This is a genomic window from Allobosea sp. GW822-FHT03F07 (genome assembly GCF_058801345.1).
This window is the reverse complement of record NZ_JBXAND010000001.1, coordinates 1,291,124-1,314,775: the sequence shown is the minus strand read 5'-3', so window position 1 is coordinate 1,314,775 and position 23,652 is coordinate 1,291,124. Positions and strand designations below refer to the sequence as shown.

Genomic DNA, 23,652 nt, shown 5'->3' with positions numbered 1-23,652 from the left:
TCCCTTCGGCCCGGACCATGCATCAGACTGGCCGGGCCGAGGCTTGAGGGAGGTGAAGGATGCGACCAGCGATGACGTCCGCGAGAGCCTTCGGGCTCGGCCTTGTCGCCTTGCTGGCCTCCTGGCTGGGCGCTGCCCCGGCCTACGCCCAGTCCGACGAGCCGGGCTGCCGCCCCGACATGGCCTCGCTGCGCTTGCCGATCCAGCGCGTCAATCTCGCCAAGGCCAACCTCGCGAAGGACGAGGTCCGCCTCACCTTCGTCGGCCACGCCACCTTCCTGATCGAGACCCCAGGTGGCGTGAAGGTCGCGACCGACTACAACGACTATGTCCGGCCGCAGGTGACGCCGGACATCGCCACGATGAACAAGGCGCATTCGACCCACAACTCGCGCAATCCTGACCCCGCCATCAAGCAGGTCCTGCCCGGCTGGGACCCGACGGGCGCGGGCGCGGCGAAGCACGACGTCACCATGGGCGATCTGCGCGTGCGCAACGTGCCGACCAATATCCGCTCCTTTTCCGGATCGACCGATTTCGACGGCAACTCGATCTTCGTCTTCGAGATCGGCGAGCTCTGCATCGCCCATCTCGGGCATCTCCACCACCCGCTGGAGCCCGGCCATCTGCGCGCGCTCGGCCGCGTCGACGTCGTGCTGTTCCCGGTCGACGGCAGCTACACGCTCGACCAGGAGGGCATGCTCGAGGTGCTGAAATCGCTGCAGGCGCGGGTGATGATCCCGATGCACTTCTTCGGCGGCGGCACGCTGAACCGCTTCCTCGCGCGCTCGCAGGATCTCTGGCCGGTCGAGCGCCGCGAACAGCCGGTGATCACGGTGACCAAGGCGGGTTTGCCTGCGAGGCCGACCGTGATCGTCCTGCCCGGCCACTGAGGCCCGCTCGCAACGGAAAGGCCGCTGCCCCCCGTTAAGCTCCCGGTCAGGCTGATCGCAGGCTTCCGTTGCGAGAGCCTGCGACATCGGCATTCTGGCAGGTCTCCGATTGTCCATCAGGAAGCCTCGCGATGAAGCGCGCGCTCGTGATCGCCTGTCTGTCGACTGCCCTCCTGCTGCCCGCCAGCGCCGAGGCTGCCAAGATGCGTTTCGGCGGCAAGAGCAGTGGGGCCAGCAGCGGGACGAGCAGCGCCAAGCCCACGGCCGAGACCTCGGGCTCCGGCGGCAGGAGCGGAAGCCTAGCGGTCGTCCCGGGTATCACCACAGGAGCGGCGAAGGCGGGGGAGCAAGCCCCGAAACGCGTCCCCTTCCCTCCCGCGACGACGGCGCAAGCGGAACCCGCGCCGACCTTGATGAAGCTCACCGTGAATGACGGCACGAAGGTCTGGTGCCGCAGCGAGGTCGTCGTCGGCGGCTTCTGCGTGCTCAATTAGCCCTTAGCCGTTGGCACTCAGAAATCGGCGATGTCGTCCGGCACGTTGCCGTGGATCCTGCCGGCTGCCTTCGGCTTGGTCAGCGGCGCCGGGATGGGCGCATTGCCCCGGATCAGGTTGACGCCGGCATAGATGTCGCTGGCCACCTGCAGGTCGAGCCGTTCCGTGTCGCGACGGCGCACATCCTCGGCGATCTCGGCGGCTTCTTCCTCCGGCACGCCCATGCCGAGCAGCACGGCCGTGCCGAAGGCCATCGCGGATTCGAAGGTCTCGCGAATCTGGTATTCGACGCCGGCGCGGATCAAGTCCATCGAATGGCCGCGATCGAAGGCACGCACGAACAGCTTGGCGTGCGGGAAAGCCTCCTGCGACACGGCGACGATGCGGTCGGCGGTGTTGCGATTCTCGACGCAGACCAGGATCGCCTCGGCCCGGTCGGCCCCGGAGGCGTGCAGGATTTCGGCGCGCGTGCCGTCGCCGTAATGCACCTTGAAGCCAAAATCGGCGGCCGCCTTGATCAACTCGACATCGACCTCGATGATGGAGACGCTGAATCCCCGCGCCAGCAGCGCCTGGCTGGCCACCTGGCCAAAGCGGCCGAAGCCGATGATCAGCACCCGCCCGCTCAGTCCATCGGCCAGATCGACCCCGTCGAGTGAGGTCTCCTCGGGCGGCATGAAGCGATCGAGCGCGATCGCGAGAAGCGGCGTCAGCGCCATCGACAGGATCACCGTCGCGCTGGCGATGGCGTTGGTCTGCCCGTCGAAGATGCCGGCCGCGAGCGCCGCGCCGTAGAGCACGAAGGCGAATTCGCCGCCCTGCGAGAACAGCGCGACCCGCGTGATCGCCTCTCGCGTCCGCGACCGGAACAGCTTCGCGACGATGAAGATGCCGAGCGCCTTGACCGCCATGAAGGCGAGCACGGCGAGCGCGATCAGCCGCCATTGCGCGGCGATGACGCCGAGATCGAGCGACATGCCCACCGCCAGGAAGAACAGCCCGAGCAGGATGCCGCGAAACGGCTCGACATCGGCCTCGAGCTGATGCCGGAAACTCGATTCCGACAGCAGCACGCCGGCGAGGAACGCGCCCATCGCCATCGACAGCCCGCCGAGTTGCATCGCCAGGGCCGAGCCGAGAACGACGAGCAGCGCCGCCGCCGTCATCACCTCCCGCGCCTGGGCCAGAGCCAGCAGGCGGAACATCGGGTTGAGCAGGTAGCGCCCGGCGACGACGAGCCCGGCGACGCTGGCGACGCCGATGCCGAACGAAAGCCAGCCATCGGCGCTCGGGTCCTTGACCGGAGCCAGTAAGGCAACCACCGCCAGCAGCGGCACGATCGCGAGGTCTTCGAGCAGGAGGATCGAGACCGCCTGCTGGCCCTGCGGCGTCGAGGTCTCGCCGCGCTCGTTGAGCATCTGCATCACGACCGCGGTGGAGGAGAGGACGAAGCCCATCCCGGCGAGGAAGGCGGCCGGCAGGGGCAGGCCATAGGCATATCCCACACCCGTCAGCAGCGCGCCGCAGAGCGCGACCTGCGCCACGCCGAGCCCGAAGATCTCGCGCCGCAGATTCCACAGCCGCGAAGGCTGCATCTCCAGTCCGATGATGAAGAGGAACATCACGACGCCGAATTCGGCGACATGCAGGATCGTTTCGGGGTGGCTGAAAAGCCCGAGCCCATAAGGCCCGATCGCGAGGCCGGCGGTGAAGTAGCCCAGCACGGAGCCGAGGCCGAGGCGTCGGAAGATCGGCACGGCAACGACGCCGGCGCCCAGAAGACTCACGACCTTGATCAGATCGCCGGTGACACCCTCGACCGCCATCCATTCCCCTTCCAGCCCGTCGCCCCAGCGGAGGCGCCTGTGTCCAGTTAGGTGCGCTGCGCCCGCATGGCAAATACGCTTCGGCCTCGTTCACGCTCCCGTGCGACTAGGCCGTCCTTCGATTGGATAGGCCGGATCGCTATAGCCCGGCGTCGAGGGGTGGCCGGCCGGCACTAGTCCATCGACCAGCGCCTCGTCCTCGGCGGTGAAGGTGACGTCGAGCGCAGCGAGGTAGGCCTGCCACTGCTCCATCGTGCGCGGGCCGGCGATCGCCGCCGTCAGCAGCTTGTTGTTCAGCACCCAGGCGACGGCGAACTGGATCGGCGTCATGCCGCGCTCGGCCGCGTGGCGCTTGATCGTCCGGGCGATGACGAGGCTCTCCTCGCGCCACTCGGTCTGCATGATCCGCTTGTCGGCGCGGCCGGCGCGCGTGCCTTCGGGCGGCGCCTGGCCGGGCTCATATTTGCCGGTCAGCACGCCGCGCGCCAGCGGCGAGTAGGAGGCGACGCCGAGCCCGTAATAGCCGCAGGCCGGCAGATGCTCGACCTCGGGCATCCGGTTCATCGCGTTGTAGTATGGCTGGCTGACGACAGGCCTGTCGATGCCGAGTTCGTCGCAGAGCCGGCAGATCTCGGCGAGCCGCCAGGAGCGGTAGTTCGAGACGCCGAAATGCCGGATCTTGCCTTGGCTCACGAGTTGCCCGATGGCGCGCACCGTCTCGGCCAGCGGCGTCGCATGGTCCTCCTTGTGGAGGTAGTAGATGTCGATGAAATCTGTGCCGAGCCGCCGCAGGCTCTCGTCGCAGGCCTGCAGCACCCACTTGCGCGAGAGCCCGCCACGGTTCGGCCCGGAACCGATCGGGTTCGCGAGCTTGGTCGCCAGCACCCAGTCATGCCGGTTGGCCGCGATGGCGCGCCCGGTGATCTCCTCGGAACGCCCGTCGGTATAGACGTCCGCCGTATCGATGAAGTTGATGCCGGCGCCGCGCGCATGGTCGACGATGGCGCGTGACGCCGCCTCGTCGGTCGCACCGCCGAACATCATGGTGCCCAGGCACAAAGGCGAGACTTTCAGGCCGGACCGGCCAAGCTGACGATAATCCATCGAAACGCTCCATCGCATCGGACAGCGGGACCGGGGCCCTGCAAGCCCCGAACCTGCCCCGGCGCCGGGCCTCGCGCCAGCACGCCGCGCGCAGCCGCACCCTGCAAGCCACGCGCCCACTTGCCTGCAGCCCGCCCGAGTGACCGCAACCGCAAGAGAATCCTTAACTTCTTGTGTCAGGATTCGGCGTCTTTCTCACGGCCGGAGCCGATGAACCTCGCCACGCTCGTCCAGAGCCAGACCCTGGCCACCCTGCTGCAGGCGCTCGCGCCGGCGAGCGGGCTCGTGCCGGGCAAGACGGTCGAGGCGCGCCTGCTCGCCCTGGCCGCTGACGGCACGGCGACCGCACAGGTCGGCAGCGAGACGATCGCGCTGGTGCTCGCCGGCCCCGCCGCGAAGCAGGCGGCCTTGCAGCCCGGCGCCACCCTCGTCCTGAAGCTCGACGCGCCCGACAGCCCCGAAGCCGGCCTGAAGGCAACATTGGTCGAGGTCCGCCCCCCGACCGCCGCCGTCACGCAGCCCGCCTCACCGCCAGCACAGACCACGGCAGCGGCGCAGCCAGTTGCGACTGGGGCCGCGGCCCTCAGCACGCCATCGAGTCAACCGGCGGCCGGAAATCCCTCCACCACCCTCACTGCCGCACTGCCACAGAATGGCGCATCGCAAACTCTTTCCACGGCCCTGCCCCCCACATTGCGGGAGGGCACGGCTGCGCCCGGAGTGACGAAGCCGGCCCAGGCAGCCCCTGCGCCGCTCGCCGCCCAAGCATCGTCGCCGCGCGCGCTGGCGGGGCCGATGCTCGGGCCGGCACTGGCGCGACAGGACAGCCTCGCACCGCTGCTGGCGAATATGCGCGCGCTCGCCGATGGTTCGGTCGCGGTCGCGCTCCCCAAACCGCTTCTGACGCTCGTCGACCGCGTTCTCGGCCAGGCCATCCCGGTCGACCGCAAACCCGTCACGGCGCTCGTGCTGAAGACTGCGGTTCAGAACTCCGGCCTCTTCCTCGAAAGCCACCAGGCCGAAGGCCGCCCGCTGCCTCCGGGCGGCGACCTGAAGGCCAATCTGCAAGCGCTACGCGCCAGCCTCGCTCCGCTGCTGGAAGCCCTCTCACCGCCGCAGGCCACGAGGGCCGAGGCGGCCGGAAAAGCGCCCGACGAGGCCAATCTGTCGCAATCGCCGCCGGAGCAGGCGGCAAGGCCCGCCCCGCCACGGCGCGACGGCGCGCTGATCCCGCAGCCGATCGCCGAACCCAGCCTCGCGGCCGGCGAGAAGCCGCTCGCTATCGTCGGGACCCTGCTGGAGCAGACCGACGCCGCGCTCGACCGCATCAAGCTCGCACAATACGCCTCGCTGCCGCCGGAAGGCCCCCGCCCAGAGGCGCAAACCGGCCAGCGCTGGCTGACCGAAATCCCCCTCGCCTTCCACAACGGCGCCGCGATACTGCCGCTGCAGATCGAGAAGGAGCCTCCCCGCCGCGACGTCGATGGCGCAGCCGGCCCGCTCTGGCGCGTCCGCTTTGCGCTCGACGTCGAGCCGATGGGGCCGCTGCAAGGTGTCGTCACGCTGCAGGGGCGCAGCGTCGGCATCACGCTCTGGGCCGAACGAGAGGAAACCAGCAGGGTTCTGCGTGGGGCCTCCCCCGGCCTGGAAGCGGCTCTGGCCGATGCGCAGTTCGAGAAAGGCACCATCGACATCCACACCGGCCAGCCGCGCGTCGCGCAGCCGACGGCCGGCCAGTTCCTCGACCGCATGTCATGACCACTCCCTCCGACCGGCCCTCTCCCCGCCAGATCGCCGTCGCACTCGAATATGACGGACAAGGCGCGCCGCGCGTCACCGCCAAGGGCCGAGGCGAGCTGGCCCAGCGCATCGTCGAGACCGGCCGCGAGCACGGCGTCGCGATCGAGGAGAACGCCGTGCTGGCGCAGGCGCTGTCGGCCGTCGAGCTCGACGACCAGATCCCGGAAGAGCTTTATCGCGCTACGGCGCAGGTGATCGCCTTCGTACTCTCGCTGCGCGGCGAGATGCGGCGTCATCGCCGGGATGGCGGCTCCTCTTGAACACCGGCATCATCGTCAGGCGCATCCGGCCCACCGATTATTTCGGCTATGGCCCCGCTTTCGCCGAATTGGCCGCGCGTGCGCTCGAACCCAACCCGCATATGTCACCGGCCGCCGTCGCCGCCGCGCGCGTCGTCGTGCCCGAAGACCGAATCGTCATCCTTGCGGCCTGGCTGAGCGAGGCGCTGGGGTCGGAGCGCCTCGCCGGCCTCTGGGCGCTGCGCCGGCAGCGCGACTGGCGCAGCGGCTTCTCCCCCGTTCTCACCGCGCCGCTCCTGCCGCTCTACGAGGTCTCGTCCCTACCCGTCATCGACCGCGACCATGCCGACGACGTGGTGCAGGCGATGCTGCGCCATCTCCTCGCCGCGGGCGATCTGCCGCGCACGCTTGCGCTTCCGCTGCTGCCCCTGGAAGGGTCATCCTTCCTAGCCTTGCAGGAAGCCTGCCGCGTCACCGGCAGCAAGCTCTCGACCTATGAGCGCTGGCAGCGGCCGGTCATGCGGCCCGAACCGGGCGACGACGCCGAGCGCTATCTCCGCCGCTCCCTGGGCCAGGGCTACAAGAAGCGCATGCAGCAGTTCCGCGCCATCGCGAAACATGGCGCGCTGAGCTTCCGACGCCGCCGTGGCGAGGCCGCACGGCAAGCCCTGCCGGAGTTCCTGGCTCTGGAGGCTGCCGGCTGGAAGGGCGAGGCCGGCACGGCGATCGCCCGCCTACCGCAGGCATCAGCCTATTTCGACGCGCTCGCCGCGCATTTCGCGGCCGCCGATGCGCTGCAGATCGACACGCTGCTGCTCGACGACCACCCCCTCGCCATGGGCCTGCTCGTCGAAAGCGCCGGCACGCGGCATTTCCTCAAGATCGCTTATGACGAAACGCAAGCGCGCCATTCTCCCGGCCGCGCCCTGACTATCGCCATGCTCCAGGCCGATTTTGCCGGAACGCCCCCGAACTTCTTCGACAGCGGCGCGGGGGAGGACGTCGACGCCGGCACCTATGTCTGGGGCGAGCGCCGCCCGATGGCCAACGCCCTGATCGGGCTGGGACAGGCATCGCCTGCTTTGCCCGACACCGCCGCGCGGTTGCGCCAAGTCCTACGCCGCACCCGCGCGAGGCTACGGCGCTGACGCCCGACAATTCAGTGGCGGATGCACGGCGGATCGGCCACATCTGCGCTGCGGAATCACGACAGGGACTTGCGGCATGGCCAATGCGATCAGGATCGGCATCGTCACCGTCTCCGACCGTGCCTCGACCGGCGTCTATGAGGACGAGGGCGGCCCGGCGATCCACGCCTATTTCGACAAGGCTCTGACCTCGGCCTGGACGGCCGTCCCCCGCATCATCCCCGACGACCGCGCGCTGATCGCCCGCACGCTGGTCGAGCTCGCCGACCAGGAGGGCTGCTGCCTGATCGTCACCACCGGCGGCACCGGCCCGGCGCCGCGCGACGTTACGCCAGAAGCGACCGAGGACGTCGTCGAAAAGCCGATGCCGGGCTTCGGCGAACTGATGCGTCAGGTCAGCCTCGCCAAGGTCCCGACGGCGATCCTCTCGCGCCAGACCGCCGGCATCCGCGGCCGCTCGCTCATCGTCAACCTGCCCGGCCGGCCCCGCGCCATCGCCGAATGCCTCGACGCCGTGATGCCCGCGATCCCCTACTGCATCGACCTGATCGAGGGGCCCTATCTGGAGACGGACCCGGCCGTGATCGCAGCCTTCAGGCCGGGGCAGAAGCCGAAGGGCTGAGCTGATCTGCCGGCCATCTCCGACCCCGCCGCCGTCATCCCGGGCGGAGCGAAGCGGAGACCCGGGATCCATGCCTGAACCGTTCCGCAATGGATCCCGGATCGGCGCGGCTGACGCCGCTTGTCCGGGATGACAGCCTGAGTAAACGATGGGGTTGTCAGCCCCGCTTCGCCAGCCAATCCTCATAGCTGCCGCGCTTCATGTCGAAGCGGTCGCCCTGGCGCGAATAGCCATCGCCGAACATCCGCCCCACCGGCTTGTAGTCGCTCATGCTGACGCGCAGCGTCGCCGGATCGACCAGCCCTTCGCGCGCATGGATGCGCACCACCTCGCCGATCAGCAGTTCGCGCGTCGGCGTGAAGGCCATCGAGACGGTCTTGCGGCATTCCAGTGCGAAGGGCGCCTGCGCGATGCGCGGCACCAAGATCGAGACGCCCGGCAGCAGCGAAAGCCCCGCCGCATCGATCTCGCTGACCTCGGGCGGGAAATCGACGGCGCAGACGTTCATCGCCTCCGCCAGCGCCTCGTCGACGAGATTGACAACGAACTCGCCGGCAGCTGCGATGTTGCGGGTGGTGTCCTTGGGGTCGTTGCCCGGCTTGTGCTGGAGGCCGAGCACGATCAGCGCCGGATCCTCCGAGAACACGTTGAAGAAGCTGAACGGCGCGGCATTGACGACACCATCGCGCGACAGCGTGGTGACCAGCGCGATCGGGCGCGGCGTCACGCTGGCGCAAAGCAGCTTGTAGCGTTCGCGCGGCGCGAGATCGGCGAACGCGGCAGTGAAAGCGCTCATTCCGGCTCGACCACGCCGACCTGGGAGGTGATCGAGCCGTAGTGCTCGATCCGACGATGACGCTTGAAATCGAAGATCGTCTCCTTGCCGAAGCGGGTGGCGTCGAGGTCGCAAGGCACGACGATGACGCCGTCCGCCTCGCCCTCGAGCTCCGCGACGATCTCGCCATCGGGATTGACGATCAGAGTCCCGCCCATCAGGTGATGCCCGTCCTCGTCGCCGGCCTTGGCCACGGCCACGACCCAGCAGGAATTCTGATAGGCGCCGGCCTGCACCGAAAGCCTGTGATGGAACAGGCGCTGCTCGATGCCTTCGCCACCCTTCTGCGAATTGACCGAGGGCGTGTTGAAGCCGAGCACCACCATCTCGACGCCCTGCAGCCCCATCACGCGATAGGTTTCCGGCCAGCGCCGGTCGTTGCAGATGCACATGCCGATCAGGCCACCCATCGTCCGCCAGACCGGGAAGCCGAGATCGCCCGGCTCGAAATAGCGCTTCTCGAGATGCTGATGCGAGCGGCTGTCATCATATTCGACATGGCCGGGCAGATGGATCTTGCGGTATTTGCCGACGATCGCGCCGGCCTTGTCGACAATGATCGACGAGTTGAAATGCCGGCCCTCCGGCGTCAGCTCGGCATAGCCGAAGCTCATGCCCATGCCGTATTCGCGCGCCTTGTCGAAGAGCGGCTGCACCTCCGGATTCGGCATCGCGGCCTCGAACCACGGATCGGCCTCGGCGCGGTCCTCGTGATACCAGCGCGGGAAGAAGGTCGTCAGCGCCAGCTCCGGATAGACGATGAAGTCGGCGCCCTTCGCCTTGGCCTCCTCCATCAGCGCGATCATCCGGGCGACGACCTCGGCCCGCGTCTCGGCTTTCTGGATCGGCCCGAGCTGGGCGGCGGCGACGGTCAGGATGCGGGACATGAAAACCTCGGCGGCAGGCAAAGCAGTGACGGGCGTGACGACCCGACCGGCTTAGCGAAAACGGTGCCAGCCGCCTATGCTTGAGCCATGCGGGCGGCGCTCAGCCCGCCTGCAATTCCTGCCCGATCGCGCGTACGAGCTGCGGCCCGATCGGATCGGTGACAGAGGAATACCCCCCGAGCAGTTCGCCTGAACGGCCGATCAGGTATTTGTGGAAATTCCAGCGCGGCGTTTCGGTCGGGCGCTGTGTCGCCGCCCAGCGATAGAAGGGGTGCGCGTCCGGGCCCTTCACCACGCTCTTCTCGGCGAACGGATAGGTCGCGCCATGGCTCTGCCGGGCGGCTTCGGCGATCGCCGCGCCCTCCAGCGGTTCCTGCCCGCCGAAATCATTGCTCGGCACTGCGATCAACATGAGGCCGCGTTCGCGATAGCGCTGCCAGAGCTGCTCCAGCGTGCCGAACTGCCCGGCGAAGCCGCAATTCGTCGCCGTGTTGACGATCAGGACCGGGCGGCCCCGGTAATCCGCCAGCGACAACGTCCCGCCTCCGGCGCGCGCAAAGACGAAGGACGATGCGCCGGGCACACCCTGGGCGCCCGCACCGCGACCGAGCAGCGGTATAGAGCCGGCGCCCGCCAGCAACCCAAGAACCTCCCGACGTTGCACTGCCATGGCCTGTCCCTCCGCCGTCATCGGACGAGCTTCGCCCACCCGATGCCGCATCATGCTCCCTTCCACGACCGGGATGCAAAGACAGATGCGCCCCGGAAGCCTGCCGGCCCGGGGCGATCATCCTGGGAGGAAAGCGTCATCCGGCCGGCGAGGCCGGCGAGAACGGCTCACGAACTGAGCTGCAGAACCTTTTTCACGCGCACTTCGAGGTCGCGCAATTCATACGGCTTCACGACATAGTGGTCGGCGCCGTTCGTCGTCGCCTCGTCCATCTTGTCGACCGAGCGCTCGGAGGTCGCCATGATGATCTTGATCTGGTTGAGCTCCGGCACCGAACGGATGGCGCGCAGCAGGTCGATGCCGCTCATCCCGTCCATGTTCCAGTCGAGCAGGAGCAAGTCGTAGCGCTTGCTCTGCATCTTCATCAGGGCCTCGCGCGCGTTCTCGGCCTCGTCGATGTCCTGAAACTCGATTTGCTTCAGGAAATAGGTCGCGAGTCCGCGCATGCTCTTCTGGTCGTCGACCACAAGGATCCTATACTCGCTTCTCGCTTTCATCACGCTCTCCTTACGCGGTGCGCAGATGCGTTCGCTCGCCGAGCAGGTTGCTCACGGCAGCGCCGATCTGGTCGAGCGCAACAACCCGGTCGGCGGCTCCGATCTCGAATGCCGCTTTCGGCATCCCGTTTACCACACAGGTTTCCCCACTTTGGATTAACGTCTCGGCGCCAGCTTTGCGCATGGCTAACAAACCCTCAGCACCATCCCGCCCCATGCCCGTGAGCAGGATTCCGACCGCCTGCGGCCCGATGCTGCGGGCGACCGAATGGAACATCACGTCGACGGAAGGCGAGTGCCCGCTGACCAGCGGCCCTTCCCTGAGCACGCAGACGAACTCGCCGCGACGCTCCTCGATCTCGAGATGGCGCGGCCCGCCCGGCGCGACCACCGCCATCCCCGGCTTCAGCCGGTCGCCATCGCTGGCCTCGCGGACATCGAGCCCTGTCGCGGTCGCGAGCCTCGCGGCGAACTTGGCCGTGTAGCCCGGCGGCATGTGCTGCACCACGGCAATCGGCAGGCGCAGATGGGCGAGATCGCGCATCACGACCTGGACCGCGGGCACGCCGCCGGTCGACGCTCCGATGGCGATGAAGGAGGCCTTGCCGCCCATGCGGGCCGGCTCGCGCGGCGCCGCCACACGCATTGGCGCCGCCTCGCGACGAGACGCGAACATCCTCCGGCTGGCCGAGGCGCGCTGCAGCGCTCCCACCAGATGCCGCATGAAGCCTTCGAGCGTATGGGTCGTGCCGTCAGGCTTTTCGATGAAGTCGATGGCGCCGAGTTCGAGCGCCTGGATGGTATTATCTGCGCCCGGCCCGCCAAAGGCCGAGACGATCAGCACCGGCAGGGGGTCCTGCTTCAGGACGCGCGCCAGGAGCTTCAGGCCATGGCGGCCGGGAAGCTCCAGGTCGAGCGTCACCACATCGGGACGTAGCGCCTGAATGGCGTCCCAGCCCTCTTCGGCGCTGCCGGCGACGCCAATCACCTTGAAGCCCGGGGCTCCGTCGATGATCTGCGTCATCAGTTTCTGCATCAGCAGGGAATCGTCGACGACGAGGACGCGAACCGGATCTGCGGGGATGCTCGGCATGCTCGTCACCAGATTTCGACTTCGCCGGCGACCGGCTGGGTCTTGAGGCGGTTGAGATAGGCGACTTCCTGCTCGTGCTCGGTGCTCTTCTGGCTCGACTGGACATGTTGGACCCAGGCTCGCCCCGTGGCAGGCTGGTAATGGATGCGCCGGGAGCGCGTCCCGCCGACATCCTTGGACACGGTCGGAATACCCTCGCGATTGAGGAACTCGGTCACGAAGGCAATATTGCCGTCACCGATCGCCAGCATGGTCGCACCCGACAGCACGCGCGCGCCGCCGAAGACCTTGGCCTCGAGATTGCTGCGCTTGGCGCCGCGCTTCAGCAGCCCGTTGATTAGCACTTCCATCGCCGTGTCGCCATAGCGCTCGCCCGCGCTGGCATCCGCACCGCCATTGTTCTTGGGCAGCAGGAAATGATTGAGGCCGCCGACTCCAGTATGAGAATCGCGCATGCACACCGAGATGCAGGAGCCCAGCACGGTTGCGACGATTTCGTCCTTGGCGGAGGTGATCTCGTGCTCGCCAGGAGCGACCGTGATGATGGTCGCCTCGAAGCGGGGATCGAAATAGCGACGGGATGTACGCGCGACGCTCATGGCAGTCTCTCATAGATCGTACGGCCAATCAGCCGCAGTTGAGGGTGAGGCTGGGGCAGCGATTCTGAATGGCCGAGATAGAGGAACCCGCCGGGTGCGAGCAGGGTGACGAAACGGTCGAGGATGGATGCCTTGGTCTGCGTGTCGAAATAGATGAAGACGTTGCGGCAGAAGATCACATCGAACGGGCCGCTCATCGGCCAGCGCTCGATCAGATTGAGCCGTTTGAATGCGATCATGCGGCGCAAATCCTCACTGATGCGGGACTCACCCCTGCCGGCATGCGCCTCCAGCTTGAGCAGCGGCTTGATGTCGGCGGGCAGCCGGTCGAACTGGTCGCTCGAATAGACCGCCGTCTCGGCCTTCACGAGGATGTCGGTGTCAATGTCGGTGGCGAGGATCTTGAAGTCGACATCGCTGCGCGTGCCGAGCACGTCACGCGAAACCGCCGCGATGCTGTAGGGCTCCTCGCCCGATGACGAAGCCGAACACCAGATCCGGATGCGGCCCCGTCGCCCGCTGCGCTCCTGCAGCAGGCGCGGCAGCACCTCCTTGCGCAGATGGTCGAAATGGTGCCGCTCGCGGAAGAACGAGGTGTGGTTGGTCGTCACCGCATTGATCAGTTCCGGAATCTCGTCGACGGCCTGCGGCGTCTTGAGGAAGGCGCAGTATTCGGCGACGGAATTCAGGCCCAGCGCCTTGACGCGGCGCGCCAGCCGGCCACGCGTCATCGCTTCCTTGTGCTCGCGGATGACGATGCCCGCCTGCTCGTAGACGAGCTTCGAAATGAAGCCCATATCGTCGCGCGTCAGCGTGACGTCGGCGAGTTGTGGCTGGGCGAAGGCGGCGCTGGATCTCGACATGCTCATTAGAACTCCGCCCAGTCATCGGCACGTCCGCCGCCTGCTGCGCGCCTGCGCGGCTCCTGCCAGGATTTCGGTGCCGGCTCGGCCCGGCGTGTTTCATTGGCTCGCGAAGCCGGGCGCGGGGTCGCAGCAGGCGCGGCCTGACGTTGTGACCTGAGCATCTCGACACCGGCGCGAAGCGGCGCCTGAGCGGAATTGCTCTCGCCGCTGACGGAGGCATCGGCCCGGAAGAACGCAACGAGGCGTCGCAGCGCCGCGATCTCGGTCATCAGCTCGGTGGCGGAGGTCGCGCTCTGCTCGGCCAGGGCCGAATTCTGTTGCGTGGTCTCGTCCATATGCGCGACGGCGCGGCTCATCTCATCGATGCCATGCGCCTGCTCGGCCGCCGCACGCGAGATGTCGGCGACTGTCGTCGAGACCTTGCCCGCCGCCGCGACGATCCGTTCCAGCGCATCGCCGGTCGAGCGCACGAAGCGCACGCCCTCGCCGACCTGCTCGTTGGAGCTGACGATCAGCCCCTTGATGTCCTTGGCCGCCTGACCGGAGCGCTGCGCCAGCGCCCGCACCTCGGAGGCCACGACGGCAAACCCTCGCCCCGCATCGCCCGCGCGCGCGGCCTCGACCGCGGCATTCAGCGCCAGCAAATTGGTCTGGAATGCGATGTCGTCGATCACCGAGACGATCTCGGAGATGCGCTCCGACGAACTCTCGATGCGCTCGATCGCTCCGACCGCCCGGGCGACGACGTCCTTGCCGTCTTGCGCCACGCCCATCGCCTCGTTGGCGAGTTCGGTCGCTTCCCGTGAGCGGCTGGCACTCTGCTTGACGGAGGCCGCGAGCTGTTCAGTCGTCGCCGCCGTCTCTTCGAGACTGGCGGCGGTCTGCTCCGTCCGGCCGGCGAGATCGCCTGCGCCGGAATCGATTTCGCTCGCAGCCCGTGCGACATCGCCCGCCGTGCCCTGGATCGTCGCAACGGTCTCGCCCAGATGATCGAGTGCCGTGTTCAGGCTGGACTTTAGCTCTGCCAGGCGCCCCCGGTAGGTCCCGGTCATGCGCCGCGTCAGGTCGCCCTCCGCGAGCCCGCCCGCCACCGTCGCGAATTCCCCGACCGCGCTCTCGACCAGCGCATTGATCTCGTTCATGCCTTCGGCGATGCGCAGCAGCGCGTCCGGCTTGCCCGCCACCGGCACCCGGCGCGAGAAATCGCCCTCGACGGCCGCGGCCACCATTTCGGCGACCTCTGCCGCCGCAGCGAGTTCGTCGGTCAGCTCCAGCCATTCGACCGCCGTGCCGAGCCTGCGGCCATCGGCGTGCATCACCGGCGAGAGCGAAAGCGAGACGGTGCGCCGGCCGAGCGCGAAGCGGATCGCCTGCTGCTGGCCCTGGCGCAATCCGGCCTGAGCCTGCACGCTCTCCATCACCTTGCCGAGCATGTCCTTGGCGGAGCAGCCGGGGAAGGCGGTGCGAAAGTCTTCCTGCGCCTCGCCGAAGAACTTCAGCAAGGAGTTGTTGACGTAGACCACATGGCCTTGGGCGTCGCAGACCATGACATTGGTTCGGCAGCCATCGAGCGCCGCCCGGATGCGGGCCGCCTCGGCGCCGGAATCATGCATCGCCTTGAGGGAGCGGGCGAGATCGCCGATCTCGTCGCTGCGATCGAGGCCGGGAACAGCCGCATCCTCGCCGGCGGCGAGCCGTGTCATCGCGGCACGCATTGCGGAGATCGGATGCTGAAGGCGGCGCGCCGAACCCCAGATCATAAGCCCGGCGAAAGCGAGGCCCGCTACGCTCAGGGCGAGCAAGGACGTACCTCCGAGCTGCCCCAGCGCGGCATGATAGGCAACGCCGCCCGCCGTGCCGCCCGCGACGAGGGCTGTGGTGGCGAGCAGGAGCGGAAGCTCGAAGGGGAGTCGCGTGAAGGGACCGGGGACGCTGCCCATGGATGGTGTCGTTTCTTTTCTGGTCCGGGCTTTTCCCAACGCGACTCCTCGGGCCCGGCCTTGTTTTGCACTCAGCTCGCGCGGGCGACCCGTGCCGAGGTCTCGACGCCGCCGTCACGGATGACCGCCGCAAGATCCAGCAGTGCCACGATATCGGTGTCGAGCAGCACGAGGCCCTCGATCAGGCCATGCTCGTCGCGCTCCAGATCGGGCGCCGGGCGAACCGCGCTGACGGGCACGTCGACGATGTCGGAGACCGAGTCGACCAGCAGACCCGCCACCTTGTCCTCGATGTCGACGACGACAATGACGTGGGTCGCGGTCGCATCGGTGGTGCCTAGCCCGATCGAGGTGCGCAGGTCGTAGACCGCCAGGATGACGCCGCGCAGGTTCAGCACACCGCGCACATGCGGAGCCGCATGCGGCAGCGGCGTCGTCGTCTGCCAGCCCTTGATTTCACGAACCATGCCGACATCGATGCCGAAGGTCCGGTCACCGACCTTGAAGGTGACGATCCGGCGCGCTGCCGATTCCGGCTGCGCCGACGAGAAGTGTTTTTCGCCGAGTTGCACGCTCATGGTCATCCAGCCAGTTTCATTTCGGTTGCAGGGTGGCGCTCGCCCGAGGCGGCGAGGCGTAGCATGGAGTCGACGTCGAGGATCAGCGCGACGAGTCCGTCGCCCAGGATGGTGGCGGCCGAGGCGCCGTGGACCGTGCCGTAATTGCCTTCGAGGCTCTTCACGACGACCTGCTGCTGCCCGACGATCTCGTCGACGGCGATGCCGACATTGTCGCCCCGCTCGGTCTCGGCGATGATGATGATGTTCTCGTTGGGCGTGCCCGACGAGCCCATCACGGCGCCCAGGCGATGCAGCGGCGTGATCTCGCCGCGCCAGCGCAGCACTTCCTGGCCAAAGGTCAGGTGCTCGATCGGCGTCGAAGCCAGATGCTGCGTCTCGATCACGCTGGCGATCGGGATGACGTAGCGCTCGTCACCGCAGCGGATGACCATGCCTTCGAGCACGGCGAGCGTCAGCGGCAAGGCGAGCGTGAACTTGCAGCCCCTGCCCGGCTCGGAATCGACCGAGATGCGGCCGCCGAGCGATTCCACGTTCCGACGCACCACGTCCATGCCGACGCCGCGGCCGGAGACGTCGCTGATCACCTCAGCCGTCGACAGGCCAGCGGCGAAGATGAGCTGATCGATCTCCTCGGGAGCGAGCTTCTCGTCGGCGCCGACCAGGCCGCGCGACTTGGCTTTCGCCAGCAGCCTGTCGCGGCCGATGCCGCGTCCGTCGTCGGTGACCGAGATCACGATGCGGCCGGCGCGATGCTCGGCGATGAGCTTGATCGTACCTTCCGGCGGCTTTCCGGCAGCAATGCGGTCTTCCGGCGTCTCCAGCCCGTGATCCATCGAATTGCGGATCATGTGGGTCAGCGGATCGGCGAGTTCCTCGATGATCGTCTTGTCGACCTCGGTGTTCTCGCCTTCGAGAACGAGGCGCACTTCCTTGCCGAGCGTCTGGGCGAGCTCGCGCACCAGGCGCGGCATGCGCTGGAAGACGGCCTTCACCGGCTGGGCGCGGACCGCCATGACATGGTCCTGCAGCTCGCGCGTCTGGCGCGACAGCGTCAGGATGCCCTCGGCGGTCTTGGCATAGACGTCATAGGGCAGCGAGCGGACGCACTCGACCAGCATGGACTGGGTAATGACGATCTCGCCGACGAGGTTCATCAGCTTGTCGATACGGTCGAGATCGACACGGACGCTGACGGCCTGGCGCTGGCGAGCCGCGGCAGCGTCATTGGCCGGAGCGCGAGCTGCGGCCTTCGCGGGCGGAGCCGCCTCGACCGGGGCCGGAACCGGCGAGGCCGCGGGCGCTGGCGCTGCCGGCTGGATATCGGGCACGGCCGTCGCAACTGGGGCGGGGCCGAGCTTGGCGAGGATGGCCGAGAGATCGGCGGCAACCGAACCAGGCACCTCGGGGGATACAGGCGCCGCAGCCGCAACGGGAATAGTGGCAACCGGGGCCACGACCGGCGCATCATCGTTCGCCGCCTCGGCCAGAACCTCGATCTCGAATTCCTCTGTGGCGAGGGTGAAGTCGAAGCGGCTGCAAATCTCCTCGATCGACAATTCCGTGCGCATCGTCACGACGAAGCGCATGAAGCAGTCGGAGACGTCGATCGTCTCCAGCATCGGCACATGGCTGAGATCGCAGACGATCGAGACGATGTCATCGGCCGGCAGCGAGGCGAACACCACGCGCGGTTCGATCACCCGGCGGAACAGATCGCTTTCGGGCGAAATCCGCAGCACGACGTCGCGACCCGGCTTGCTGGAGGCAGGCTTTGCGGCCGGCGCGTCGTCCCAGCCGAGATCGGCGGCCGGCGCGCCCATGCCGGTCTTGGCCTCGACCATCGCGAGCAGGTTGCCGAGCGCGGCGACGCCGAGCGGAGCATCGTTCGCCGGTGCGGAAGGAGCGGCGGCGACGGGTGCCGGCGCAGGGGGAGCGGGCGGCGCCGCTGGCGCGGCCGGCTGGGGCGCCACAGCGCCGGCCGGCTTGCCGACCTGCTCCAGCGCTTCCAGAAGATCCGGGCGCGCCCGGGCGGGCTCGTCGTTGCGGGCGGCGGAGACGAGATCGGCCACCGCGTCCGAACAGCGCAGGAAGAGTGCGAAGGGCGCATCCTCCAGTGCGACGCGGCCGGAGCGCAGATGGTCGAGCGAGGCCTCGAACACATGCGCGAAGGAGACGAGTTCGGTGCAGCCGAAGGCGCCCGCGCCGCCCTTGATGGAGTGGATCGCCCGGAAGGCGGCGTTGACGTCCTCGGGATCGGTCGAGCCTTCATCCAGCGCCTGGAGGCGCTGTTCGAGCGCTCCCAGAAGCTCTTCGCACTCCTGGAAGAAGGTCTGCTTGAGTTCGGCCAACGGATCCATAGAGCAGCCTCAGTTCTGGTAGCGGGCGACGAGGCCGAGCAGGGTGTTGGGCTCGAACGGCTTGACCATCCAGGCGCTGGCTCCGGCGCGGCGGCCTTCGGCCTTGATTTCGGCACCGTTCTCCGTCGTCAGCACGATGATTGGCGTGTTCTGGCCGGCGGGCCGCGCGCGGCAGGCCCGGGTGAACTCGATGCCGTCCATCAGGGGCATGTTGAGGTCGGTGATCACGAGATCGGGCTTGAACTGGTCGAATTTCGCCAGCCCGTCCTCGCCGTTCTCCGCCTCCGCCACTTCATGGCCGGCATTGCGCAAGGTCAGGCTCAGCAGGCTGAGCAGTGTCTTGGTGTCGTCGATGGCAAGAATGCGCATTCATATCACTCCAGAACGAGAGCGCTGTGAGCGGGATCGAAACCGATCGCCCGCAAGGAATCGCGGCACTCTACCGACGCCGCCTTGAGCGAGACCGACAACCCGCGCGCCTTGGCGCTGGCAGCGGCGGAATGCAGCAGCTGGACCCAAAGGCTGGGCAGCGGCCCGGCCTCGGCGCACTCGACGGCGATGCTCTCCTTCTGCTCCAGCGCGACGAGCAACTGGTTGCGGAAGGTTGCCGCTTCGGAGCGGCCCAGAAAGGTGGGGAGCGAGACGGTGATGACCATGGTGACACGACCCAGGATTGCGCCACTCAACATCACGGCAGACTGGTAAAAATTTCCCTAACCGGAGGACGATGCGTCAACGTTTTGGGCGAAGCGAAGGCAGGAAACCGCAACTTTTGTTGCGCTGCGGCATGGCCTCCTGCCACGGTGCGGCGCGCAGGCGACCGCGCCTGCGGTCGGGAGGGCGCCGGTCGCGCGCGCAGACCGTTCAGAACATGCTGTTGCTGATGGCGCGGGGCACGAGCGAGATGCTGCCGTTCGCCTCCCGGTACTTGCGCGGGATATTGATGATGCCCGAGAGGTGCAGCCAGAGATTATTGGGCGAGATCGGCTTGGTGATGATCTCGTGAGCCCCGAGCTTGGCTGCCTGCACGACCGAGCGTCTGTCGGGTCGCTCCATCATGACCAGCACCGGGGCCTTGGCGAAGGGCGAGGTCTTGAAGGAGCGGATCGACGCCAGGCACTTCGTGCTGCCATTATCGGGCAGATCCCAATCCAGGATCACGATGTTCGGCTGCTTCTGGATGAACATCGTCGCGGCGGAGGCGAGGTCCGCGGCCTCGAAGATGCGGCTGAGCTGGGCCTGATAGAGCATCGTGCGCACGATGCGCCGGTAATGCGGGCTCGCGTCGATCAGGAGCACCGACAGATTTGGGAATGACGGTGCTATATGCATGACGCGGGGCTCGCCAACTCACTCGACCTGAAACTGACGCAACGCAAATCTTTGTTTGGCTAGACGCTGAGGCCGAACCGGAAGCCGCCCCAGTGCCGGCCCTTCACCATGATCGGCGCCGAAAGGTCTTCCATCACCAGGAACTGGCCGCCGCCCATGTCCCGCCTGTAGGTCTGGAGCAGGAACGGCTTTCGATTGCGTGCCGCCGCCAGCCCGGTGCGATCGTCGAAGATGCGCCGGTTGCGGCAGTTCGCATTGTTCCAGACCGGATCGGAACCCTGCGGCTGCGCGTATTTGCGGTTGTGTGTCGGCAGGAAGCCGTTGCGGTCCACCGCCGCGCAGAACACGATGCGCCGGTTGGACGTCAGCAGGGCCTCCTGGATCGGTGGCAACAAGCGGTCGCACAGGGTCACGAAACGCGTCATGTGCTGCACGGGATTGGTGCCGGCGATCGGCTGATAGGCCTCGTCATAGAGATCGGCGAGGCTAAGCTCGCCCTTGTCCAGCGCCCGCTCGAACAGCCCGCCAATTCTGGCGGCCGTCTCCATTGCAGTTGCGATCAGCTCCGATTGCGCGGTGCGCACGCCGGAGGCCGCGATCGCGCCCAGAATCCCCTCGCTGATCGCCACCAGCGCGTCGCCGCGCTGCGCTGCCCGCTCGAGGTTCGCGTTCGAATGATCGACGCCCTCGACGAGCGCCCGCAGGTCGTCGCCGACCTTGGCGAAGGCGACGGCATTCTCCCGTGTCGGGTTCGAGATCGCGTCGATGTCGCCGATCAGGCCGACGACCGATCGGCCGAAACTGTCCAGTTCGCCGAGATGCTGCGAGATCGACTGGCTCTCGTCTCTGGCGCGTCGCGCCGTCGAGGCGTTCTCGTCGCTCTTGCTCGCCAGCAGATCGACCGACTTGACCAGAGCCTCCAATTGCCGGGAGCTGAGTGCCGTGGCGTCGCGGGTCTGCTCGGCAAGATGCTTGACCGCGGCCGCGATGACCGCGAAGCCGCGCCCGGCGGCGCCGCTGCGCGCCGCCTCGACTCCGGCATTGATCGAGAGCAATTGGATTTCGCGTGCGATCGCCTGGATCGCATCGCTCGACGCCTGCACCTTGTGGGCATCGGCAACGGCCTGGGTCAGCGCCTCAGAAATCGACTGGGCGCCCTGCGACAGGGCCTCGATGTCCGATTGTGCCGCGTTCAAGCCGAGTTTGACCGCGCCGGTGACGCGTTCGAGCCCAGTGCGGACGACGGACGCGGTCGTCTGTGCGCCCTCGGCTGCCTGCTGGATCGAGCGGTTGGCCCGGGACACCTGTTCGACCGCGGTGACGACGCGATGCAGGCCGTCCGTCTGACCTTCGAGCTGGCGGGTCACATCACTGATGCGCCCGGAGATGTCGGTGATCTCCACCCCGAGCTTGCCGAAGCGCTCGGCAATCTCGCGCACGGCGCGCTCGGCGGAAGCTTCGGCAGAGGTCGGGGCAAGGGCTTGGGTCGGCATGTCCTCATTGGCCGGCTCAGGGGCCTTCAGCGCGAGCGCATGCATGATCGGCGGGTCCTTTTCGGGCCTCGGTAATTCGATCCTGACGCTAGCAAAACGCGGTAAATCGAGGGTTAATGCAACTTTCGGGCGAATTTCCGATTGCTCACCGGATAGCTTCATCCGCCTGTTACTGCGTTCGAACACGAAGGCCGCACCGTCAGGACATCCTGTCGAAGCGAAAGTCGCATACCCGTTGCATCCGCCCGCGCCCATCCCGCATAACCTAGGGGCAAGGCGGAATCGGATTCCGCCATTGGAGGATCCCATGATCGCCACGACATCTCTCTCGCGCCGCTCCCTGCTCGGTTTCGGTGCCGCCACCATCGCCGTCTCCGCCGCGCCGAAGGTCTGGGCCCAGGCGGCCGCGCCTGCCGCCCCGACCGGTCCCTTCTCACTGCCGAAGCGCTCCTATGAGGCCGCCGCGCTGGAGCCGCATATCGACACCATGACGATGGACATCCACTACACCCGGCACCATGCCGCGTTCGTCACGGGATTGAACACGGCCGCCAAGGACCATGGTGTGCTCGCCACCAAGCCGATCAACGAACTGCTCGGCGACATCACCAACCTGCCGGAAGGGGTACGCGTAGCCGTGCGCAATGCCGGCGGCGGCCACGCCAACCACAGCATGTTCTGGGAGATCATGGGGCCGGGCGCCGGCGGCGCACCGACCGGGGACGTCGCAGCCGCGATCACCAAGGATCTCGGCGGCTTCGACAAGTTCAAGGCCGATTTCGAGGCGGCGGGATTGCGCGTCTTCGGCTCGGGCTGGGTCTTCGTCACCGTCGACAAGGCCGGCAAGCTGACGCTGCTCAGCAAGCCGAACCAGGACAGCCCGCTGATGGACAAGCAGACGGTCCTGATGGGCAACGACGTCTGGGAGCACGCCTATTACCTGAAATACCAGAACCGCCGCGCCGACTACCTCAAGGGCTGGTGGAACGTGGTCAACTGGGCCAAGGTCAACGAGCGCTACGCCGCCGCCAAGGCCGGCAAGTTGACTGTCTGATCGACGCTTCTTTGACGGAGCTTGCGATACCCGGCCGCGAGGCCGGGTATTTTTTGTCGCTGTGGCAGTCTCCGGCATGAGCACGCCTCTTGCGCAGCGCGTCGGCAACCTCTAATTTAGAATAATTCTAAATTAGAGGTATCACTATGCTCTCTCGCCTCTCCCTGCCGAGCCTCGGAGGCAAGCGCCGCTTCGACGACCTCTCCGAGAAGGAGATGCTGGCTCTCGCAATTTCATCCGAGGAGGAGGATGGTCGCATCTATGCGACCTATGCGCAGATCCTGCGGCAGGCTTACCCCGCCTCGGCCGCGATCTTCGACGGCATGGCGCAGGAGGAAGACGGACACCGCCAGCGCCTGCTCGAGCTCTATCGGCTGCGCTTCGGCGACGTCGTCCTGCCGATCCGCCGCGAGCATGTCGCGGACTTCTACACCCGCAAGCCCGTCTGGCTGGTCGAGAATCTCGGGCTGGAGCGGATCCGCGAGGAAGCCGCCGACATGGAGCGGGAGGCGCGTGACTTCTATGTCGCGGCAGCCGGCCGCTCGACCGACGTCGACACGCGCAGCTTGCTGGGCTCGCTCGCAGCCGCCGAAGCCGGGCACGAAGCGAAGGCACAGGCCCTGACCGAGGAAAAGCTCGACGGCGAGACCCGTTCCGAGGAGGACCACGCCGCGAAGCGCCAGTTCGTGCTGACCTGGGTCCAGCCCGGCCTCGCCGGGCTGATGGACGGCTCGGTCTCGACGCTGGCGCCGATCTTCGCCACGGCCTTCGCGACGCAGGACCCGCGCACCACCTTCCTGATCGGCCTCTCCGCCTCGGTCGGCGCCGGCATCTCGATGGGTTTCACCGAGGCGGCTCATGACGACGGCAAGCTGTCGGGCCGCGGCGCCCCCTGGAAGCGTGGACTGGCTTCGGGCGTGATGACGGCCCTGGGCGGGCTCGGCCATGCCCTGCCCTATCTCATCCCGCATTTCTGGACGGCGACCGTGATCGCGCTGATAGTGGTCTTCGTCGAGCTCTGGGCCATCGTCTGGATCCAGAACCGCTACATGGAGACGCCCTTCCTGCGCGCCGCCTTCCAGATCGTGCTGGGCGGAAGCCTCGTGCTCGCGGCGGGAATTCTGATCGGCGGGGCGTGAGCGACCGCTCGACGTCATTCCGGGGCTTCGCGAAGCGAAGAGCCCGGAACCCATAACCGCCGTTGAACCCATAACCGCCGTTGATGCGGGATGAAGCGGCCCGGCAAGATGCACATTGGCGCA

24 protein-coding genes are annotated in these 23,652 nt (G+C 67.3%); 8 read left to right on the top strand and 16 right to left on the bottom strand.

Features of this window, described 5'->3' with window-relative positions; genetic code table 11:
• Positions 1–71: 71 nt before the first annotated feature.
• Both AC1RMY_RS06310 and AC1RMY_RS06305 read left to right on the top strand, forming a co-directional pair.
• Positions 72–893 (top strand): MBL fold metallo-hydrolase, encoded by an 822-nt coding sequence (locus AC1RMY_RS06310; protein ID WP_492863100.1) that lies wholly within the window; start codon positions 72–74, stop codon positions 891–893.
• Between the two features lie 131 nt (positions 894–1,024).
• Positions 1,025–1,387 carry a hypothetical protein gene (locus AC1RMY_RS06305; RefSeq protein WP_492863099.1) on the top strand — a complete coding sequence of 121 codons (363 nt, stop codon included), beginning with the start codon at positions 1,025–1,027 and terminating at the stop codon, positions 1,385–1,387.
• Between the two features lie 17 nt (positions 1,388–1,404).
• Here the strand turns inward: AC1RMY_RS06305 and AC1RMY_RS06300 are convergent, their stop codons facing one another.
• Both AC1RMY_RS06300 and AC1RMY_RS06295 read right to left on the bottom strand, forming a co-directional pair.
• Positions 1,405–3,213, bottom strand: a complete 1,809-nt coding sequence (locus tag AC1RMY_RS06300; RefSeq protein ID WP_492863098.1) for a monovalent cation:proton antiporter-2 (CPA2) family protein — start codon at positions 3,211–3,213, stop codon at positions 1,405–1,407.
• Positions 3,214–3,303: 90 nt separating this feature from the next.
• Positions 3,304–4,317: an aldo/keto reductase gene (locus tag AC1RMY_RS06295; RefSeq protein ID WP_492863097.1), complete on the bottom strand. Its 1,014-nt coding sequence runs from the start codon at positions 4,315–4,317 to the stop codon at positions 3,304–3,306.
• A gap of 210 nt (positions 4,318–4,527) precedes the next feature.
• Here AC1RMY_RS06295 and fliK point away from each other — a divergent pair, with 210 nt between their 5' ends.
• The 4 genes from fliK to mog all read left to right on the top strand — a co-directional run bounded on the left by fliK (position 4,528) and on the right by mog (position 8,126).
• The gene (gene fliK / locus AC1RMY_RS06290; RefSeq protein WP_492863096.1) at positions 4,528–6,075 is read left to right on the top strand and encodes a flagellar hook-length control protein FliK; all 1,548 of its coding nucleotides are present in this window, start codon (positions 4,528–4,530) and stop codon (positions 6,073–6,075) included.
• Positions 6,072–6,377 (top strand): EscU/YscU/HrcU family type III secretion system export apparatus switch protein, encoded by a 306-nt coding sequence (locus tag AC1RMY_RS06285; RefSeq protein WP_492863095.1) that lies wholly within the window; start codon positions 6,072–6,074, stop codon positions 6,375–6,377. The genes fliK and AC1RMY_RS06285 overlap by 4 nt, the downstream gene beginning before the upstream one ends.
• Positions 6,374–7,504 carry a GNAT family N-acetyltransferase gene (locus AC1RMY_RS06280; protein WP_492863094.1) on the top strand — a complete coding sequence of 377 codons (1,131 nt, stop codon included), beginning with the start codon at positions 6,374–6,376 and terminating at the stop codon, positions 7,502–7,504. The genes AC1RMY_RS06285 and AC1RMY_RS06280 overlap by 4 nt, the downstream gene beginning before the upstream one ends.
• Before the next feature lie 76 nt (positions 7,505–7,580).
• Positions 7,581–8,126, top strand: coding sequence for a molybdopterin adenylyltransferase (gene mog / locus AC1RMY_RS06275; RefSeq protein ID WP_492863093.1), 546 nt, complete (start codon positions 7,581–7,583; stop codon positions 8,124–8,126).
• Between the two features lie 157 nt (positions 8,127–8,283).
• Here mog and AC1RMY_RS06270 read toward each other — a convergent pair whose 3' ends face one another.
• From AC1RMY_RS06270 to AC1RMY_RS06205, 14 genes are all read right to left on the bottom strand, one after another.
• A complete protein-coding gene (locus AC1RMY_RS06270) occupies positions 8,284–8,922 on the bottom strand; it encodes a flavin reductase family protein (RefSeq protein ID WP_492863092.1) in 639 nt (212 codons plus the stop codon).
• A complete protein-coding gene (locus AC1RMY_RS06265; protein WP_492863091.1) occupies positions 8,919–9,848 on the bottom strand; it encodes an N-carbamoyl-D-amino-acid hydrolase in 930 nt (309 codons plus the stop codon). The genes AC1RMY_RS06270 and AC1RMY_RS06265 overlap by 4 nt, the downstream gene beginning before the upstream one ends.
• 100 nt (positions 9,849–9,948) lie before the next feature.
• Positions 9,949–10,518 (bottom strand): glutathione peroxidase, encoded by a 570-nt coding sequence (locus AC1RMY_RS06260; RefSeq protein ID WP_492863090.1) that lies wholly within the window; start codon positions 10,516–10,518, stop codon positions 9,949–9,951.
• 167 nt (positions 10,519–10,685) lie between these two features.
• Entirely contained in the window at positions 10,686–11,075 is a 390-nt protein-coding gene (locus AC1RMY_RS06255; RefSeq protein ID WP_492863089.1) for a response regulator, read from the bottom strand.
• Positions 11,076–11,085: 10 nt separating this feature from the next.
• Positions 11,086–12,168 carry a chemotaxis-specific protein-glutamate methyltransferase CheB gene (gene cheB, locus AC1RMY_RS06250; RefSeq protein ID WP_492863088.1) on the bottom strand — a complete coding sequence of 361 codons (1,083 nt, stop codon included), beginning with the start codon at positions 12,166–12,168 and terminating at the stop codon, positions 11,086–11,088.
• A 5-nt stretch (positions 12,169–12,173) separates the two neighbouring features.
• Complete coding sequence (locus AC1RMY_RS06245; protein WP_492863087.1) at positions 12,174–12,767, bottom strand: chemoreceptor glutamine deamidase CheD; 594 nt, start codon at positions 12,765–12,767, stop codon at positions 12,174–12,176.
• A complete protein-coding gene (locus tag AC1RMY_RS06240) occupies positions 12,764–13,630 on the bottom strand; it encodes a CheR family methyltransferase (protein WP_492863086.1) in 867 nt (288 codons plus the stop codon). Before AC1RMY_RS06240 ends, AC1RMY_RS06245 begins: the two co-directional genes overlap by 4 nt.
• Positions 13,631–13,635: 5 nt before the next feature.
• Positions 13,636–15,573, bottom strand: a complete 1,938-nt coding sequence (locus AC1RMY_RS06235; RefSeq protein WP_492863085.1) for a methyl-accepting chemotaxis protein — start codon at positions 15,571–15,573, stop codon at positions 13,636–13,638.
• 71 nt (positions 15,574–15,644) lie between these two features.
• Positions 15,645–16,157: a chemotaxis protein CheW gene (locus AC1RMY_RS06230; RefSeq protein WP_492863084.1), complete on the bottom strand. Its 513-nt coding sequence runs from the start codon at positions 16,155–16,157 to the stop codon at positions 15,645–15,647.
• Positions 16,154–18,511, bottom strand: coding sequence for a chemotaxis protein CheA (locus tag AC1RMY_RS06225; protein WP_492863083.1), 2,358 nt, complete (start codon positions 18,509–18,511; stop codon positions 16,154–16,156). Before AC1RMY_RS06225 ends, AC1RMY_RS06230 begins: the two co-directional genes overlap by 4 nt.
• A gap of 9 nt (positions 18,512–18,520) precedes the next feature.
• Entirely contained in the window at positions 18,521–18,880 is a 360-nt protein-coding gene (locus AC1RMY_RS06220; RefSeq protein ID WP_054210774.1) for a response regulator, read from the bottom strand.
• A 5-nt stretch (positions 18,881–18,885) separates the two neighbouring features.
• On the bottom strand, positions 18,886–19,200 hold the full coding sequence (locus AC1RMY_RS06215) for an STAS domain-containing protein (RefSeq protein ID WP_492863081.1): 315 nt from the start codon (positions 19,198–19,200) through the stop codon (positions 18,886–18,888).
• 175 nt (positions 19,201–19,375) lie between these two features.
• Positions 19,376–19,810, bottom strand: coding sequence for a response regulator (locus AC1RMY_RS06210; RefSeq protein ID WP_492863080.1), 435 nt, complete (start codon positions 19,808–19,810; stop codon positions 19,376–19,378).
• A gap of 92 nt (positions 19,811–19,902) precedes the next feature.
• On the bottom strand, positions 19,903–21,381 hold the full coding sequence (locus AC1RMY_RS06205) for a methyl-accepting chemotaxis protein (RefSeq protein ID WP_492863079.1): 1,479 nt from the start codon (positions 21,379–21,381) through the stop codon (positions 19,903–19,905).
• Positions 21,382–21,643: 262 nt separating this feature from the next.
• On the opposite strand from AC1RMY_RS06205, the gene AC1RMY_RS06200 reads away from it, so the two are divergent.
• Both AC1RMY_RS06200 and mbfA read left to right on the top strand, forming a co-directional pair.
• Entirely contained in the window at positions 21,644–22,390 is a 747-nt protein-coding gene (locus AC1RMY_RS06200) for a superoxide dismutase (protein WP_492863078.1), read from the top strand.
• 146 nt (positions 22,391–22,536) lie between these two features.
• Positions 22,537–23,529, top strand: coding sequence for an iron exporter MbfA (gene mbfA / locus AC1RMY_RS06195; RefSeq protein ID WP_492863077.1), 993 nt, complete (start codon positions 22,537–22,539; stop codon positions 23,527–23,529).
• Positions 23,530–23,652: the final 123 nt, after the last annotated feature.

Excerpts from the sequence above, each read along its gene's own strand:
- AC1RMY_RS06240 (WP_492863086.1), bottom strand. The coding sequence starts at position 13,630 with ATGTCGAGATCCAGCGCCGCCTTCGCCCAGCCACAACTCGCCGACGTC.
- mbfA (WP_492863077.1), top strand. The coding sequence starts at position 22,537 with ATGCTCTCTCGCCTCTCCCTGCCGAGCCTCGGAGGCAAGCGCCGCTTC.
- AC1RMY_RS06230 (WP_492863084.1), bottom strand. The coding sequence starts at position 16,157 with ATGACCATGAGCGTGCAACTCGGCGAAAAACACTTCTCGTCGGCGCAG.
- cheB (WP_492863088.1), bottom strand. The coding sequence starts at position 12,168 with ATGCCGAGCATCCCCGCAGATCCGGTTCGCGTCCTCGTCGTCGACGAT.
- AC1RMY_RS06255 (WP_492863089.1), bottom strand. The coding sequence starts at position 11,075 with ATGAAAGCGAGAAGCGAGTATAGGATCCTTGTGGTCGACGACCAGAAG.
- AC1RMY_RS06200 (WP_492863078.1), top strand. The coding sequence starts at position 21,644 with ATGATCGCCACGACATCTCTCTCGCGCCGCTCCCTGCTCGGTTTCGGT.
- AC1RMY_RS06310 (WP_492863100.1), top strand. The coding sequence starts at position 72 with ATGACGTCCGCGAGAGCCTTCGGGCTCGGCCTTGTCGCCTTGCTGGCC.
- AC1RMY_RS06265 (WP_492863091.1), bottom strand. The coding sequence starts at position 9,848 with ATGTCCCGCATCCTGACCGTCGCCGCCGCCCAGCTCGGGCCGATCCAG.
- AC1RMY_RS06205 (WP_492863079.1), bottom strand. The coding sequence starts at position 21,381 with ATGCATGCGCTCGCGCTGAAGGCCCCTGAGCCGGCCAATGAGGACATG.
- AC1RMY_RS06295 (WP_492863097.1), bottom strand. The coding sequence starts at position 4,317 with ATGGATTATCGTCAGCTTGGCCGGTCCGGCCTGAAAGTCTCGCCTTTG.
- AC1RMY_RS06235 (WP_492863085.1), bottom strand. The coding sequence starts at position 15,573 with ATGGGCAGCGTCCCCGGTCCCTTCACGCGACTCCCCTTCGAGCTTCCG.
- AC1RMY_RS06305 (WP_492863099.1), top strand. The coding sequence starts at position 1,025 with ATGAAGCGCGCGCTCGTGATCGCCTGTCTGTCGACTGCCCTCCTGCTG.
- AC1RMY_RS06270 (WP_492863092.1), bottom strand. The coding sequence starts at position 8,922 with ATGAGCGCTTTCACTGCCGCGTTCGCCGATCTCGCGCCGCGCGAACGC.
- mog (WP_492863093.1), top strand. The coding sequence starts at position 7,581 with ATGGCCAATGCGATCAGGATCGGCATCGTCACCGTCTCCGACCGTGCC.
- AC1RMY_RS06260 (WP_492863090.1), bottom strand. The coding sequence starts at position 10,518 with ATGGCAGTGCAACGTCGGGAGGTTCTTGGGTTGCTGGCGGGCGCCGGC.
- AC1RMY_RS06215 (WP_492863081.1), bottom strand. The coding sequence starts at position 19,200 with ATGTTGAGTGGCGCAATCCTGGGTCGTGTCACCATGGTCATCACCGTC.
- AC1RMY_RS06245 (WP_492863087.1), bottom strand. The coding sequence starts at position 12,767 with ATGAGCGTCGCGCGTACATCCCGTCGCTATTTCGATCCCCGCTTCGAG.
- AC1RMY_RS06300 (WP_492863098.1), bottom strand. The coding sequence starts at position 3,213 with ATGGCGGTCGAGGGTGTCACCGGCGATCTGATCAAGGTCGTGAGTCTT.
- AC1RMY_RS06225 (WP_492863083.1), bottom strand. The coding sequence starts at position 18,511 with ATGGATCCGTTGGCCGAACTCAAGCAGACCTTCTTCCAGGAGTGCGAA.
- AC1RMY_RS06220 (WP_054210774.1), bottom strand. The coding sequence starts at position 18,880 with ATGCGCATTCTTGCCATCGACGACACCAAGACACTGCTCAGCCTGCTG.
- fliK (WP_492863096.1), top strand. The coding sequence starts at position 4,528 with ATGAACCTCGCCACGCTCGTCCAGAGCCAGACCCTGGCCACCCTGCTG.
- AC1RMY_RS06285 (WP_492863095.1), top strand. The coding sequence starts at position 6,072 with ATGACCACTCCCTCCGACCGGCCCTCTCCCCGCCAGATCGCCGTCGCA.